At 69.8% G+C, this 15,121-nt stretch carries 17 protein-coding genes; 10 read left to right on the top strand and 7 right to left on the bottom strand.

What is annotated here, in order from left to right:
* A partial coding sequence (locus B7X32_RS10055) for an ABC transporter substrate-binding protein (RefSeq protein ID WP_292719079.1) occupies positions 1 to 778 on the top strand: 778 nt, incomplete at its 5' end.
* Positions 779 to 857: 79 nt separating this feature from the next.
* Here the strand turns inward: B7X32_RS10055 and B7X32_RS10060 are convergent.
* Entirely contained in the window at positions 858 to 2,201 is a 1,344-nt protein-coding gene (locus B7X32_RS10060; protein ID WP_292719081.1) for an HNH endonuclease signature motif containing protein, read from the bottom strand.
* A gap of 252 nt (positions 2,202 to 2,453) precedes the next feature.
* Here B7X32_RS10060 and B7X32_RS10065 point away from each other — a divergent pair, with 252 nt between their 5' ends.
* Positions 2,454 to 3,512, top strand: coding sequence for a DUF4073 domain-containing protein (locus B7X32_RS10065; protein WP_292719083.1), 1,059 nt, complete (start codon positions 2,454 to 2,456; stop codon positions 3,510 to 3,512).
* 64 nt (positions 3,513 to 3,576) lie between these two features.
* On the opposite strand, the gene B7X32_RS10070 is transcribed toward B7X32_RS10065, so the two are convergent.
* A complete protein-coding gene (locus B7X32_RS10070) occupies positions 3,577 to 4,887 on the bottom strand; it encodes a hypothetical protein (protein ID WP_292719085.1) in 1,311 nt (436 codons plus the stop codon).
* A gap of 147 nt (positions 4,888 to 5,034) precedes the next feature.
* Between B7X32_RS10070 and B7X32_RS10075 the strand changes: the two genes are divergently transcribed.
* Together B7X32_RS10075 and B7X32_RS10080 are read left to right on the top strand one after the other, a co-directional pair.
* A complete protein-coding gene (locus B7X32_RS10075; RefSeq protein WP_292719087.1) occupies positions 5,035 to 5,391 on the top strand; it encodes a metalloregulator ArsR/SmtB family transcription factor in 357 nt (118 codons plus the stop codon).
* Positions 5,388 to 6,116: a DUF2071 domain-containing protein gene (locus B7X32_RS10080; RefSeq protein WP_292719089.1), complete on the top strand. Its 729-nt coding sequence runs from the start codon at positions 5,388 to 5,390 to the stop codon at positions 6,114 to 6,116. The genes B7X32_RS10075 and B7X32_RS10080 overlap by 4 nt, the downstream gene beginning before the upstream one ends.
* 98 nt (positions 6,117 to 6,214) lie before the next feature.
* Here the strand turns inward: B7X32_RS10080 and B7X32_RS10085 are convergent, their stop codons facing one another.
* Positions 6,215 to 7,585, bottom strand: coding sequence for an MFS transporter (locus tag B7X32_RS10085; RefSeq protein WP_292719091.1), 1,371 nt, complete (start codon positions 7,583 to 7,585; stop codon positions 6,215 to 6,217).
* Between the two features lie 194 nt (positions 7,586 to 7,779).
* Here B7X32_RS10085 and B7X32_RS10090 point away from each other — a divergent pair, with 194 nt between their 5' ends.
* The 4 genes from B7X32_RS10090 (at position 7,780) to B7X32_RS10105 (ending at position 10,479) form a co-directional block, all read left to right on the top strand.
* Positions 7,780 to 8,196 carry a hypothetical protein gene (locus B7X32_RS10090; protein ID WP_292719093.1) on the top strand — a complete coding sequence of 139 codons (417 nt, stop codon included), beginning with the start codon at positions 7,780 to 7,782 and terminating at the stop codon, positions 8,194 to 8,196.
* Positions 8,196 to 8,435, top strand: coding sequence for a helix-turn-helix transcriptional regulator (locus B7X32_RS10095; RefSeq protein ID WP_292719095.1), 240 nt, complete (start codon positions 8,196 to 8,198; stop codon positions 8,433 to 8,435). The genes B7X32_RS10090 and B7X32_RS10095 overlap by 1 nt, the downstream gene beginning before the upstream one ends.
* A gap of 89 nt (positions 8,436 to 8,524) precedes the next feature.
* Positions 8,525 to 9,478: a hypothetical protein gene (locus B7X32_RS10100; protein ID WP_292719097.1), complete on the top strand. Its 954-nt coding sequence runs from the start codon at positions 8,525 to 8,527 to the stop codon at positions 9,476 to 9,478.
* Positions 9,479 to 9,549: 71 nt separating this feature from the next.
* The gene (locus tag B7X32_RS10105; RefSeq protein WP_292719099.1) at positions 9,550 to 10,479 is read left to right on the top strand and encodes an amidohydrolase family protein; all 930 of its coding nucleotides are present in this window, start codon (positions 9,550 to 9,552) and stop codon (positions 10,477 to 10,479) included.
* On the opposite strand, the gene B7X32_RS10110 is transcribed toward B7X32_RS10105, so the two are convergent.
* Complete coding sequence (locus tag B7X32_RS10110) at positions 10,472 to 11,398, bottom strand: EamA family transporter (RefSeq protein ID WP_292719101.1); 927 nt, start codon at positions 11,396 to 11,398, stop codon at positions 10,472 to 10,474. The genes B7X32_RS10105 and B7X32_RS10110 overlap by 8 nt on opposite strands.
* 39 nt (positions 11,399 to 11,437) lie before the next feature.
* Between B7X32_RS10110 and B7X32_RS10115 the strand changes: the two genes are divergently transcribed.
* On the top strand, positions 11,438 to 11,941 hold the full coding sequence (locus tag B7X32_RS10115) for a MarR family transcriptional regulator (RefSeq protein ID WP_292719103.1): 504 nt from the start codon (positions 11,438 to 11,440) through the stop codon (positions 11,939 to 11,941).
* 24 nt (positions 11,942 to 11,965) lie between these two features.
* On the opposite strand, the gene B7X32_RS10120 is transcribed toward B7X32_RS10115, so the two are convergent.
* From B7X32_RS10120 to B7X32_RS10130, 3 genes are all read right to left on the bottom strand, one after another.
* Complete coding sequence (locus B7X32_RS10120) at positions 11,966 to 12,478, bottom strand: hypothetical protein (protein ID WP_292719104.1); 513 nt, start codon at positions 12,476 to 12,478, stop codon at positions 11,966 to 11,968.
* 72 nt (positions 12,479 to 12,550) lie between these two features.
* Positions 12,551 to 13,198, bottom strand: a complete 648-nt coding sequence (locus B7X32_RS10125) for a Pr6Pr family membrane protein (RefSeq protein ID WP_292719106.1) — start codon at positions 13,196 to 13,198, stop codon at positions 12,551 to 12,553.
* A 44-nt stretch (positions 13,199 to 13,242) separates the two neighbouring features.
* Complete coding sequence (locus B7X32_RS10130) at positions 13,243 to 14,031, bottom strand: hypothetical protein (protein WP_292719107.1); 789 nt, start codon at positions 14,029 to 14,031, stop codon at positions 13,243 to 13,245.
* A 211-nt stretch (positions 14,032 to 14,242) separates the two neighbouring features.
* Here B7X32_RS10130 and B7X32_RS10135 point away from each other — a divergent pair.
* On the top strand, positions 14,243 to 15,121 hold an 879-nt coding region (locus B7X32_RS10135; protein ID WP_292719109.1), incomplete at its 3' end, for a thioester domain-containing protein.

Consider the following 15,121-nt stretch of genomic DNA (forward strand, 5'->3'; position numbering starts at 1 on the left):
CGAGCTGCAGCCCAAGGGCAAGGAGGTCATCGACGTCGTGCAGCTGTCCGGAGCCCCCGGTGAGCGCCTGATGTGCACCGACAAGAGCGGCGTGAAGAGCCCGTCCGACATCAAGGGCAAGAACATGGGCGTCACGGACCTGGGGTCGGGCACCGACAAGCTCACCCAGTTCATCGCGCACAAGGGCGGCCTGTCCACGAGCGATTACCAGACCGTCGCCGTGCACGCCGGCGCGACCGCGATCGCCGCGCTCAAGCAGGGCTCCGCGGACTGCGCGATGACCACCCAGCCGACCGTGACCGCGCTCACCACGCAGAAGGTCGCCGACACCGTCGTGGACCTCGCCACCACCGAGGGCGCGCAGAAGGCGCTCGGCGGCGCATGGCCGGCGGCCGGGCTCATCGGCAACGCCTCCTGGGTGAACGCGCATAAGGACGCCACGCAGCGCGTCGTGAACGCCTTGGTCGCCACGATGCACTGGATCTCCGAGCACTCCGCGGCGGACATCGCGAACAAGCTGCCCGCCGACTACGTGAACAACTCCACGATCACCAAGGATCAGTACATCGCCGGTCTCACCACCGACAAGGGCCAGTTCCTGCCCGACGGCATCATGCCCGCCGGCGGCCCCAAGACGGTGCTCGACATGGAGAAGCAGCTCGGCCTGGACACCTCGAAGATCGACATCTCGAAGACGTTCACGAACGACTACGCGCAGAAGGCCAACAAGGACGCCGGCACGAAGGTGACGACGACTCCGGCCGGATCCGACGGCTGATCCGGATCCCGCACCGCAGAACAGGCAAAGGATGGCGGGCGCTCCCCAGGGCGCCCGCCATCCTCGCGCCGGTCGTACCTCAGACGAGCACTTCGGTGCGGGCTCTCCCGCCGAGCCGGGGTGTGCGGAGCGGATCCGTCGAGGGAGGAGGCAGGAACCAGACCTTCGCCCGCACGCCGATGCCGTCGATGCGGATGTCCCACCCGTTGTCGTGGATGAGGTGATGGCAGGTCTCGCAGAGGAGCACCCCGTTGTCCAGATCGGTGCCGCCGTGATCCCGGGCCCACCACTCGATGTGGTGGGCTTTCGTCATTCCGGGCGGTAGTCCGCAGAACGCGCACCCGCCGTCGCGTTCGGCGAGCGCGAGCCTTTGCGACGCTGTGAAGAACCGTCGGTTCCGTCCCCAGTCGAGGATCTCGCCCTTCGTTCCGCACACCCAGGGGATGACTCCGCCGCCGGCGGCCATCCTCCGCACCGTCGTGGCGCTGACGGGCTGCTCGATGCCGTCGATGAGGCCGTGACCGGTGCCGTTCATGAGGTCGTCGAGGCCGATGCGCACGACGACGCTCGCGCCGTTGAGGAAGGAGGTGCTCTCGCAGGTCAGCGCGTGTTCGGCGAGGTGCACGAGCGCGTCGGCCTGGATGGCGGCCACGGAGCGCCGGTCCGCCTCGGGGGCGGACGGGTCGCGCCCGTCCCGCTTCGCGGCGAACTCGGCCGAGACGAAGCCCTGGATCGCGGCCTTGACCGGGGCGCCGCGCGCGGGGTCGAGAGTCGCGTTGATGTGGAGCATCCCGTCGCGCTCGAACATCGACAGCGCGGCCCTGGCGCGCAGCTCGTCCTCACGAGGAGCGACGCCCTCGGGGTCGAGCTGCGCCTCCAGGCGCGTGATCATGGTGCGGACGCCGTCCAACGCCAGCCCGGGTGCACGCTCGACGAGGACTCGCTCGGCGTCCGCCATCCGCGCCGCACCGATCGCGAAGCGGATCTTCTCGAGGAAGGTGATGATCGCGCTCGCCGAGGCCGTGCTCAGCCGTCCGTCGTGCACGGCGGCCTGCACCAGTGGGAACCGCGAGGGCCGCGCCTCCCCGAGGAGGTTCGTCTGCGGGGCGATCGCCTCCCCGACCTTCACCAGCCGTGCGGCCTCGCCCGTGGACGCACCGGTCGTGGTGGCGATGAGCTGGGCCGCGGTGCGGAAGCCCTGCTGCTTGGCGAGCGACTGCGGGCCCAGCTCGGGGCGGGACTCGTAGGAGATCCTGCCGCCGACGTCCGAGTGCAGGCCCTCGGCGATCCGCTTCACGAGACCCAGGGCATCGTTGACGGCCAGCATCTGAGGGCGACTCAGCTCCGCAGGCGTCCGAGCGGCACCCCACGCGTCCTGGAGGACGCGGGTCGCCTCCAGGAGGGGATCGAGTGTGCTGCTCATGCCTCGATTCTACCGATTTTAGAAAATAGCTTCGAAAGTTATCCACAGGTAGGCAGGCTGCAAAAAGCTCGAGAAGATCCGTCGTGAGCAGGCGGATCCGTCGCCCGATCAGGCCCAGTGTGCACACTCGGCGGAGCATTTCGGCCGGAGCGGCCGCGCGACGCTGTCGCGTCGCCGTCCGTTCACTCGCCGTTCGGGCGCCTTTGCTGATCTCGACATCGACAGGCGATTCTGCGACAGCAAAGGAACATCGTGATCTCTCGACGCTCACTCATCACCACCGGCGCGGCGGCCGGGGCGCTTCTCGCCGTGGAGACCGCCACCTCGGCGTCCGCGCGCATCCTGCCCGCCGGCAACGGCAACAACCAGGGCGACGACAACGATCAGGGCGGCGGGTCCGTCACCGCCTTCAATGTCATCAGCGACATCCAGGGCGACCTCGCCGACTTCGCGGTGGCGCTGCAGGACATCGCGCAGATCAACCCGAGGAGCAAGGGCATCGCGATCGCCGGCGACATCACGCCGCGCGGCTACGACTTCGAATACGCGCAGGTGAGCAAGGTCCTCGCCGCGAACCCCGCGCCGAAGTCGCTCGCCTGGGCGATCGGCAACCACGAGTTCTACGTGCCGAAGTACTCCGACCCGAACACCCTCGCCCAGGCCACCTGGCCCAACGGCACGACGGAGGACTCGCTGTTCAAGAGCTTCTACAACTTCGCGGGCCGCAACACGACCTACAGCGAGCAGGTCTTCGGCGACATCCCCGTGCTCATGATCGGCACCGAGAAGTACATGCACTACCACGACGCCACGCTCTGGGACGAGGTGTGGATGAGCGATGCGCAGTTCGCCTGGCTCGAGGACCGGCTCTGGTACTGGCGGGGTCGCAAGCGCCCGGTCATGGTCATCAGCCACCACCCGCTGCCGAACACGGTCTCGGGCTCGCGGAACAAGCTCTACATGTCCGACTACCTGCAGACCGACCGCCTGCTGGGCCTTCTCGGCCGCCACCCCGACGTGTTCCTCTTCACCGGCCACACGCACTGGGATCTCGCGCTCTCCGACTGGTACGCGCGCCGGATCGTTCCGGGCTCGGGCAACCTCGACGGCTTCAACGTGGTGAACACCGGCGCGATCCAGACCGGCTGGACCGACAACGGAACGGGCGGCGAGTCCGTCGTCCCCGGCGGTTTCAACCAGGGGCTCCAGGTCGAGGTCGGCGCCAAGTCCGTCACGATCAAGGCGCGCGACTTCCAGCGCAAGGAGTGGATGAAGCAGGTCAGGGTCCCGCTGTCCACCCAGTGGTCCTGACCCGCACGAGCGACGGCGGAAAGGGCCGGGAACTCCTCGCGGAGCCCGGCCCTTTCCGTGAGCGCTACTTCTTGTTCTTGCCCGGGGGCTGGGTCGTCGGCGCCGGGGTCGACGGTGCGCTGGATCCGCCCAGAGCGACCCGGTAGATCCGGGACTCGGACGTGCCGACGTACGCATCGGATCCGTTCACCGCCAGGGAGAACGAGTTGACCGGGTTCTGGATGGTCGTCGTCCCGTGCGCGAAGGGCTCGCCGAGCGGGTTCTGGAAGGTGGCCCTGGTCTGCCAGGTCACCCCGTCGGTCGAGGAGGAGATGAACGACGTGGTGCCGGACGAGCTCTGGCTCAGCGCGTACAGCACGCCGGCGTCCTGGAAGAGGTCGACGACCTGGCCGGGCATGGCGACGTAGGTCGGCGCGTACTTCCCCGACGGCCGCGCGCTCTGCGCCTGCACCCACACGCCGTAGCCCGAGCCGCTGAGCGCGAAGCGGGAACCGCCCTGCACGATGTTACCGTTGAACACGATCGTCCTCGCGCCGTCGAAGCGGGTGCCGCCGAGCACGCCGGCGACGTCCCTCCCGGTGAAGCCGACGCCGCCGCCCTGGGCGAACGTGCTCCAGGTGCCGCCCTTCCACACGTCGACCGGCTGGACGACGCCGTTGTCGAGCGTCGCCTGCGCGTAGAGCGTGTCGCCGGCGACCGTCAGCTGGTAGTAGCGGTCGTAGCCGATGGCCGCACTGCCGGAGTCGCGCGCCTTCTCGATCGTCCAGGTCGCTCCGCCGTCCGTGGACTTCTTGATCACGGCGAGCTCGTTCGCGGGGCCGTACTTGGCCTTGTCCGGGTTGAGCGCCTGCCCGGCGAGGAAGAGGGTGCCGCCGATCTTGGCGACGTCGAACACGTGCTCGAACGGCGTCGCGAAGACGTAGTGCCAGGAACCGCCGGAGCCCGTGGCGTAGCCCACGTTCGCGTCCCACGCGAGCTTCGGATCGATGTCGGGGGCGTAGAGGTCGCCGTCGAAGGTGCGGAAGCGGTCCACGGCCTCGCCGTTGAGGGTGAAGCGGTCGGTCGCCGCACCGGTCGCGAGGTCATAGGACATGATCTCGGTCGGTCCGGTGTTCAGGCCGTAGTCGCCGTACCCCGTGTAGAGCTGGCCGGCGACGATCGCGAGGTCGCTGATCGGCATGAGCGGACGGATCGTGTTGTCGTGCGCGGCGGCGTTCGTCGCGAACAGCACGGGTGCGGGATCCTCGGCCCGTGCCGCGGAGGGGGCGATGAGCGTCGCGCAGGCGATCAGGGCCAGGGCGGGCAGACCGATGCGAGGAGCGAGGGACGTCCGGAATCGACCGGCCGTGGGGGTGCGCTGCGGGGCGCCTCTCATGTGTGTTCCTTCTGTCCAGTCCCCAAGCTCATTGAGTCCCCAGACCGATATCCCAGGATGAGAATACGCGAGCGGACGCGTCGCCGAACACGCGACGCGTGCGCGTTCCGATTCTTCGCTATTTAGCTCAGGTGCTAGATTGCAATCATGAACGACGCCGAGAACAGTGCCTTCGAGGCTCTCGCGCATCCGACGCGACGGCAGATCCTGCAGGATCTGAAGGGCGGAGAGCTCGCGGCCGGTGAGATCGCGGCGCGGTTCGCCGTCAGCGGTCCGACGATCTCGCGACACCTGCGGATCCTGCGCGGGGCTGGTCTGATCGCGGAACGCAGAGACGCCAACCGGATCCTCTACTCGCTCGCGGGCGATCGGCTCGCGATCTCGATCGGCGACTTCCTCTCGACGGTCTGTCCCGAACAGATCGTCCTGCGCGAGGTGCGGAAGCGGCGTGGGTCCGCGATCGACGCGGAGGGCGCCGACGTCTCGTCGGTGGTGGCGCCGTGAGCGTCGTGCCCGGAGTGAGGGCGCACCTGCGCCGGCGTCTCCTCGTGAGCTACCGCCTCGATCCCGAGACGGCGCGGACCCTCGTTCCCGCGCCGCTGCGTCCGCAGCTGGTGAACGGGCAGGCGCTCGCCGGCTTCTGCGTGTTGGGGCTCGATGGGGTCCGACCGCGTTGGGCTCCCGCCGGTGCGGGTCTGCGCTCCGAGAACGCCGCGCATCGCATCGCCGTGGAATGGGACGACGACGGTGTGGTCCGTAGCGGCGTGTACATCCTGGAGCGGCACAGTTCCGCATGGCATCCGGTGCTGTTCGGGGGCCGGTTGTTCCCCGGCGTGCACCGTCGGGCACGGTTCACGACCGACGAACGCGGCGATCGCTACGCCATGACCATGGATGCGGAAGGCGAGCACCTCGCTGCGGATGTCGAGGTCGGAGGCGCATGGGCGAGCTCGCTCTTCGCCTCGGTGGAGGAGGCGTCGGCGTTCTACCGCGCAGGTCGGATCGGCTGGTCGCTCGGCCACGACGGCGTCACGCTGGAAGCCGTGGCGCTCGCCGCGGAGGAATGGGCCGTGGAAGGGGCGCGGATCAGGGGTGTGCGCTCGTCGTTCTTCGAGGCGCTGCCGGATGGCGCCGCCGAACTCGACCACGTCGTGGTGATGCGAGACCTCGAGATCACGATGGAGGCGCCGACGACGGGCGCGGACACGCGAGCGCGCGCGGCGGTCTGACGCGGGGTGACGGCTCCTCGGCGGGGGGCGTCCCGGGTGGGCAGGGAGCCGGCTCGGGGCGCCCACGCGCGGCGTCGGCGCCCCCGGCCGAGCTCCCATCAGCCCTGCCGCAGCGCGTTCTCCCCGGCGGCCGCGGCGCCCGCCAGGCGTGAGCGGTCGTCGGCGTCGAGGGCGCGCAGATCCGCCCCCTTCGTCTCGCGCGCGGCCGCCACGGCGACGAGCGTGATCGCGCAGGCGATCGCCACGTAGATCGCGACGGGAACGCTCGACCTGTACTGCGCGAGCAGGCTCGTCGCGATGATCGGCGCGAGCGAGCCGGCGAAGATCGACGTGACCTGGTAGCCGAGGCTGACACCCGAGTACCGCATCCTGGTCGGGAACATCTCCGCCATGATCGCGGGCTGGCCGGCGTACATCGCCGCGTGGAAGACGAGGCCGAGGGCGATGGCCGCCCAGATGACGACGGGATTGCCGGTGTTCATCATGGGGAAGGCGAAGAATCCCCAGGCGGCTCCGAGCACGGCTCCGGTCGCGTAGACGGGCTTGCGGCCCCAGCGGTCGGACAGGCGCCCGAACAGCGGGATCACGAGGAAGTGCACGACATGGGCGCCCGCCAGGATGAGAAGCGTCGCCGAGGTCGCCTCCTTGACCGTCTGGGTGAGGTAGACGATCGAGAAGGTGACCACCACGTAGTAGAGGATGTTCTCGGCGACGCGCAGACCCATCGCGACGAGCACGCCCCGCGGGTAGCGGCGCACGACCTCGAGGGGGCCGAAGCTCTTCGAGGCCTCCTGCTCCTGCGCCTGCTTCATCTCCAGGAAGATGGGCGCCTCGGTGACCTTGGTGCGGATGTACCAGCCGATGAGCACGATCACGGCCGACAGCCAGAACGCGATCCGCCAGCCCCAGCCGAGGAACGCGTCCTGCGACAGGGTCGAGGAGAGCGCGAAGAGGACGAGCGTCGCGAGCAGGTTGCCGACCGGCACCGCCGCCTGCGGCCAGCTGGCCCAGAAGCCGCGCTGCTCGCGCGGGCTGTGCTCGGCGACGAGGAGCACGGCCCCGCCCCACTCGCCGCCGATCGCGAAGCCCTGCGCGAACCGCAGCAGGACGAGCAGGGCCGGCGCCAGGTAGCCGACCTGTGCGAAGCCGGGCAGGCAGCCGATGAGGAAGGTGGCCGCCCCGATGATCAGGATGCTCGCCTGCAGGAGCTTCTTGCGCCCGTACCTGTCGCCGAGATGCCCGAACACGATCCCGCCGAGCGGCCGCGCGATGAAGCCGATCGCGTACGTGACGAACGCCGCGATGATCCCGCTGAAGGGATCGTCGGAGGGCGGGAAGAAGACGGTGCCCAGCACGAGGGTCGACGCCGACGCGTAGAGGAAGAACTCGTACCACTCGACGACCGTGCCCGCCATCGAGGCGGCCACGACCCGACGCAGGCCGGAGGGGGATGCTGTCTCGTACGCCATGTGTGTGCTCCTTTGCACGCTCGGAGACGTCTGTCGGTTCTCCAGCCTGAGCCGCGGTCGTCGATGCGACAATGCCCATATGCGGCGGACGGAGTGTGCAGGAATGCACATGGCCGGGTTCGTCCCGTGGTGCCGTCACGGGTCCGATGACAAGTCTCCTTGACATGTGGAAGTGGCGGACGTAGCCTCTCTCCATGACAAGCGACCTTGACATGGAGGGGGAGTCTCCCTCGGAGCTCCGGCCACGCCGCGGATTCCAGATCCGGATGTGGATCGGGTCCGGGCTCTTCGTCCTGAGCTTCTTCGCGCTCTCCGCATGGGGGCATCAGCCCACGCCCTGGCGCTGGGTGCTCGTGGTGCTGCCGCTGATCCCGTTCGTCTGGATGATCATCGTGACCGTGTTGCGCGTGCGCCAGCTGGACGAGTACCAGGTCACGCTGTTCTTCCCCGGCCTGGCCGTCGGGTTCGTCGTGGCCATGCTGGTGTCGGTCGTGTTCGGCGTGCTCAGCTCCGCCGGTTTCGCGGTGCCGAACGGCGGATGGCTGATCTGCATCTCGGGCGTCCTGTCCTGGCAGATCACCAACGTCTTCGCCGGCGCGCCCCACGCCTGATGCAGAACAGCATCCGCGCCGAACGCGAAGGAAGAGGGTGGACCCAGGCGGCGCTCGCCGAGCGGCTGGACGTGTCGCGCCAGACCGTGGTCGCCCTCGAGACCGGGCGGTACGACCCGTCCCTGCCCTTGGCGTTCCGCATCGCCGACGTGTTCGGGAAACGCATCGACGAGCTGTTCACGCCATCGGCGACGCCGGGCCGTCAGAAGACCGGCGCGACCCGCTCGGCGCGGTCATAGGCGGTGTCGGGACACTGAGTCCGCGGTGACCGCAGGTTCCGCGCACCCGGCGTCCGGAGCCGGGGGATGGATCAGGGGGAAGGATCCCGATGCCGGGACCGCCGAGGCTGGCCGGGACGGCGTCCATCGGCGTGCACCTTCTGATCGAGGACGTCTCGTGGCATCAGCGGGCGGCCCGACGCGCGACCGGGTGGGCGTGCACAGCGCTCCTGGTGGGGAGTCCGATGATCGGCCGGCTCCTCATCGGCCTGCAGGCGGATTGGCATGAGGTGGATCCCTGGGGGCCGCTCGATGCGGTCGTGATCCTCTCGGGCCTGCTGTGCTGGGGTGGCGCGATCTGGTTGTTCGTACGAGCGGAGGTCCACGCCCGCATGGCCGTGGAGCTCGCGCAATGGCAGATCCGGGAGGCCGACGGAACCCGAGTGGTCGCCGTCGAGCTTCGCGGCCACGCGCGGGGAGCGCGGGGACTGCGGCGCTGGATCGCGCGTCGGCACGCCGCAGTCATCCCCGTCACCGCTCTGGCGCCGAGAGATCGGCGCACTCAGCTGCTCATCGCCGCACGCGGCCGGCTCGGCACCGACCAGGAACGGAGGGCGAGCTTCGGCGAGGGGATCGCGATCGGGTACGCCAAGGGAGTGAGGCGTGCGCGTCGGGCCGCCGCTGCCCTGGCCGGCGCGGAGCTGATCGCCGGTGCGGCCGCGGTCACGGGATATGTGACGGGAGGCGGCTCGTCGCCGCTCGTGCGGATCGGTGCGGCCGTCTTCATCGTCGTCGTCCTGTCGTCGCCGATCGTCGGTCGCGCCACGAGGCGCGGTCCGAACGGACTCCGCTCCCTCGCTGCGCGGCTGCTTCCGAGCCTGCAGGGCAGGGATGCGCGGCTCGACGTCGACCGCGTCGCCGCGATGATTCGCAAGCCCCGTCTCTACGACCTCTGGGCGGAGCTGCATCCGTTTCCCCGTGCGCCGCTCGGATCTCGGAAGGACGACGCGTTCAGCCGCGATCCGGGCGTGGGCCCGCCCAAACGCCGGCGCTGCCGGAGCTGAGGGCGCACGGCGGGATAGGGAGCCCCTTCCGTGATGTCGCGGTTCGGTCCGCTCGACATAGGCTGACCCTGATGTCCGCCTCCTCCGAGCCGCTCTCCGATGCCGCCGTCCCCGCCTGGCTGCGGGAGCGGGGCGTGCCGGGGATCGTGGATCTGCACGTGCATTTCATGCCGGACCGGGTGCAGCAGAAGGTGTGGGGCTTCTTCGACCGCGTGGCCGAGCTCGGCGCGCCGGCGTGGCCGATCCGCTATCGCGGCACGGACGAGGAGCGCGTCGCGCAGCTGCGCGCGATCGGGGTGAGCCGGTTCACGACGCTGAGTTACGCGCATCGCCCCGGGATGGCGCAGTGGCTCAACGACTACGCGGCGGAGTTCGCGGCGGCGCATCCCGACGCGATCCCCTCGGCGACGTTCTACCCGGAGCCGGGTGCCGGGTCGATCGCGGAGCGCGCCCTCGAGCGCGGTGCGAGAGTGTTCAAGATCCACGTGCAGGTCGGCGACTTCTCGCCCCTGGATCCGCTCCTCGAGGAGGCGTGGGAACGCGTCGCGGCGGCGGCGACCCCGGTCGTCATCCACTGCGGGAACGGGCCGCACGGGGGAAGGTACACGGGCCTCGATCCCGTGCGCGCACTCGTCGAGAGGCATCCTTCGCTCGTGCTCGTCATCGCGCACGCCGGGCTTCCCGACTACCTCGGGTTCGCCGAGCTGGCCGCGCGGCATCCGAACGTGTATCTCGACACGACGATGGTCGGCACCTCCTACATGCAGCGGATCGCGCCGCTGCCGCCCGGCTACGCCGAGGTGCTCGCCGGTCTCGGGCCGAAGGTCGTGCTCGGCACCGACTTCCCCTCGATCCCGTACCCCTATGCGCATCAGCTCGAGGTGCTCGACGGCTGGGGGCTGGGCGATCGCTGGCTGGCCGACGTCCTCTGGAACACCCCGCGTCGGCTGCTGGGGATCGACGAGCCCGGCAGCGAGGGGGACCGGCTTTCGTTCATGTAGTGCGGGCGGCGGGTGCCGGTTCGGGAGCGGGGTCGGGTGCGGCCGCCGCGCGGGCGCGCCGGCGCCGCGCCCAGAGGCCTTCGAGCACGAGCGGCGCGGCGATGCCGAGGAGGACCAGTGCGAGTCCCGCGAGCTGTCGTCCCTCCAGGATCTCGCCGGCCACGAGCACGCCGAGGAGCACGCCGGTCACGGGGTTGAGCAGGCCGATGAGACCGACTGTGCCTGCGGGCAGGTGCTTGAGCGCCGCGAACCACGCGACGTTCGCGAGGGCGGTCGCGACCAGGGTGAGGTAGCCGTAGGCGGCCAGGCCCGCGCCGTCGACCACGGGCGGCGGCCCCTCGACGGCGATCGCGAACGGGATGAGCGCGAGGCCGCCGAAGACGAGCTGCCAGGCGGTGGAGGGCAGGATCCCGACTTCGCCGTTCCAGCGCTTGGCGAGGATGAATCCGATCGACGACATGGCCATCGCGGCGATCGAGGCGATCACGCCCCTCGGGTCGACGGAGATGGTGGTGCCGAGCAGCATGAGCGCGACGCCGCCGATGCCGACGAAGGCGCTGAGCAGGCGCAGGATCCCGGGCCGCTCGCGCAGGATCGCCCATGCGGCGACCGCGATCGCGACCGAGGAGGTGGCCATGATCGTCGACGCGATGCTCGTCGGCAGCAGCTGCGCCGCGGCATAGACGAGCACGAAGAAGGCGCCGACGTTGAGGGTTCCGAGCACGGCGGACTTCCACCACCACGAGCCTCGGGGAAGACGCCGGACCAGCGCGAGGAGCACGAGTCCGGCGGGCAGGGCGCGGATGGCCGCGCCCCAGACGGGCGCATCGGGGAGCCATTCGCGCGTGACGAAGTAGGTGCTGCCCCAGGCGATCGGCGCGATCATCGCGACGGCGAGCCATCTCCGATTAGTTTCCATGGAAGACACTATAGCTTCCTCGGAAGATATAGTGAAGGGGTGGCGGACATCGATGATCAGGTGACACGGATCCAGCAGGCGTGGCGGCGGGAGCGTCCGGACCTCGACGTGACCGCGATCGGCACGATCGGGCGTCTGCACCGCCTGGCGCTGGCCCTGACCGAGGAGCTCGTCGTGGTCTACCGCGCGCACGGGCTCTCCGAGGGGGACTTCGACGTGATGGCGGCGCTGCGCCGTGCGGGGGAGCCGTACGAGGCCAGCCCCTCGGACCTCGCCGCCTCGACGATGATCACGAGCGGTGGGATGTCCAAGCGGATCGACCGGCTCGAAGGAGCGGGGCTCGTCACCCGCCGGGTCGGATCCGGTGACGCACGAGGCCGCGTGATCGCCCTGACCGCGGAGGGCAAGGCGCTGATCGATGCGGCCTTCGCCGATCATGTCGCGAACGAGCAGCGGCTGCTCGCGATGGTGCCTGCGTCGGAGCGCGCGGCGCTGGAGGCGACCCTGGCCGGATGGCTCGCGCATTTCGAGCCGCGCGACTGAGGCGGGCGTTCGGCCCGCTGCGGCTCAGGCCGCGCACTCCTGGGACTGCTCGGTGATGATCCAGTCGGAGGCGGGTCGTGTCATCACGACGGTGCCGCAGTTGCCCGTCGCGAGGTAGGTGACGAAGAGCGTCGCGTCGGTCGCGGTCTCCTGCTGCACGGAGATGTCGACCGATGCGTCCTGATCGAGTGCGCGGTAGAGCTCGGCCGTGACGGCGATCATCTCCTCGCAGCTCGAGACGTGGATCGGACCGCGATCGTTGAGCTCGGCGATCATCCGCGTCGCGAGCTCGGGGGAGAGCGCCGCGCAGGAGGATGCGGCATCCGGGATCCGAGAGGCGTCGAGCCACGCGCGGAACGCATCGGCCGCGCCGCGCCGCGCGGGCGCCGCGGTCGTGGGCGGCTCAGGGGCGATCGATTCGGCCTTCTGGGTCGCTGCGGCGCCGGCCGCTGCCGCGTGCGGGCTCTCCTCGTGAGGGTTCGGAGCGCATGCGCTCAAGAGGAGCGCCGCGGCGGCGATCCCGATCAACGCCGTCACGCGTCCGCTGCGATATATCACCATTCAACTCTCGCACGTCGCGACGGACCTCGCGAGTCGCGGCGGGAGTCGTCAGCGCACGTGAGCCGCTGGCAGGACCAGCCCGGGAAGCCGGCTCGCCCACCAGACCAGCGTCCCTGCCGCGCCCAGGACGGCCAGCAGCCCGAGTCCGGTCAGGGCGATCGTGCCGGCGCCGCGCTCGGGCAGCAGGAATCCGTAGGGCACCCATCCGTCCGTGACCCCGCGCACGAGGACCACCACGAGCCAGAGGACGGGGTACGGGGCGAGGATCCACAGTCGGCTCCACCGCATCGGCCCACGATCGCCGACCAGCAGCCAGTCCAGCGCGAGGAGCGCGGGGAACACGATGTGCAGCGTGATGCTCACCCAGGGCGGAGCGGATCCGGTTCCGGGAACCAGGCCGTTGTAGATCAGCGCGACCAGCAGCATGCAGGCGGTCGCCACCGCTCGTGCATCGGTCAGCCAGCCCGGCGCGGCCCGGCCGGTCAGGCCGCGCGCGCCCACGACGATCAGGACGATCGCGGTGAGCAGGCTCGTCAGGTTCGTGAAGAAGCCGAAGTAGTCGAACGGGTTGAACCCGTTGACGGGTCCGCCCTGGACGAAGGTGAGCAACAGGATCGCGATCACCGCGGCGCCCCCGACGAGCCGCACCGCCCCGACGACGCGTGCGCGGTCGGGCGGCGCGGGCATCGTCGTCATGGTGCGACGATACCCGCTTCACCGGGCCGGACCCCTCCTGTCGTTCACGGCGTGCAGGCCGGGTTCGTCGCCGTGAACGTGAAGGGCCCGATCCAGATGTTCTGGTTCGGGCGGTCGCTGGCCGCGCGTCCCGAGTTGTTGGCCACGAAGGTGAGGCTGAACGCGCTGGCGGAGCCGACGGTGACGGCGACATTGCCCGCGGCGCTGGTCGGAGCGACCTCGGCGTTGGGCGAACCCGTGAACGGTCGCCAGGGGTTGGTGCCCGTTCCTTGCCCGCGGACCCAAGTGGGATCGTAGGTGCCGGTGCCGTCGGACAGGTAGACCCGCTCCGCGCCGCCGAGCCCGTCCAGTGCCTGGACGCCGTCGATGTCCTTGATCTTGTACGACAGCGCTTCGACGGAGAGCGGGGAGCCGGCGAGGGCGAACGCGAACGTGACCCGCTCGCCGCCGCCGATGTTGCGGAGATCCACAGTGTCGAGCGAGAGCCGCACGCTCGGCTGGGCCTCGCCGCCCTGCGTGGAGCTGTCGAGCAGCAGGTTGTTGGTCGGGTTGATCGTCATGTTTGTGGCGCCGTTGGGGGCGGCGGTGAGGGTGAGCGTCAGATCCTTGCCCGCCCCGAACAGGCCGGTCCAGGTGAACACGGCCGACGTCGCGCTGATCCGCGAGTACGTGGCGGTGGCGGTGCTGACGGTCGCCGTGCAGGCGACGGAGGCGGCGGCGATCGGTGCGCCGGCGGCGGCGGCGATCACGGGCACCGACCACGCGGCGCTCTTCACGATGGTGCGGCGGGTGATGCCGCCGGTGCGATTCGGGCGAGTGGTGGTCTCGGTCATGCGGGGGCTCCCTCTCCAGGGGACTCCGAGCGGGATCTCGGAGTCCTTCGGACTGAAGGAGTCGAGGACGCCCGGAAGGTGACGCGGCGCCGCGCGCCTGGACGATACGAGGCGAGTGCGACTCCTCGCGTCACTTTCGCGAAGAGTCGCACTCCTTCTTTGAAGCAGGACGGTGGCGACCCGACCACCGCGAGAACTGGGGAGTAGAAACATGGAAGAACTCGGCAACGAGAGCCCGAAGAGAGCACTTTCTCGGCGCACGATCGTCAAGGGGGCGGCGTGGTCGCTGCCGGTCGTCGCGGCGGCGGTAGCGGTGCCGGCGTACGCGGCGTCGACCAGCGTCGTGATCGATCCGGCGGGGCAGCCGGTGCCGACCGGCGTCTGCACGCCGCTTGGCGATATCAGCTTCAGTATCACCCGCAACGGCGCGCCGGTCGCCGGGCAGGCGATCATCGTCACGCTGCCGCCGGCGGCGCCGGCCGGGCAGTCCTCGTTCCACTGGGACGACAATTCCACCGCGCCGAAGACGTTCACCTCCGACGCGAACGGCGTCGTCGACCTCACGAACCGCATCGTGACGAGCTCCACGCCCGGCACCTACACGGTGCTCGGGCAGGTCGCCCCGAACGGCGCGACCTCCAGCATCCAGGTCATGGTCTCGGGCGTGTGGATGGGAGCATCCCAGGGCTATCCAGGAACGGGGATCCACGCGGTCTACAAGAGCACGCCCGTCGACCCGAGCAATCCCGGTACGCCGGACTACTACTCGTACTGCGTCGAGCACAACGTGACGGCGAAGTCGAACATGGCGGCGACGACCGGTGACCTGTCCACCTACCTCGGCGCCAACCACCTCACGGGCAGCGCGGACATCTACAGCAAGGTGCTCTGGATCGTCCAGAACAGCTATCCGGGCATCACCCTCGGGGCGCTGACCGCAGCCGTCGCCGCCAACGCTGCGGCGGCCGGGCGCCCGTTCACGGCGCCGCTCAGCGCGAACGACGCGATCGAGGCGACCCAGTACGCGATCTGGCGCTACACGGACCTGACGTTCGATGCGAACTGGAACTTCGCGACGCCGAACTCCGCG

Source organism: Microbacterium sp. 13-71-7 (assembly GCF_002257455.1).
GTDB lineage: Bacteria > Actinomycetota > Actinomycetes > Actinomycetales > Microbacteriaceae > Microbacterium.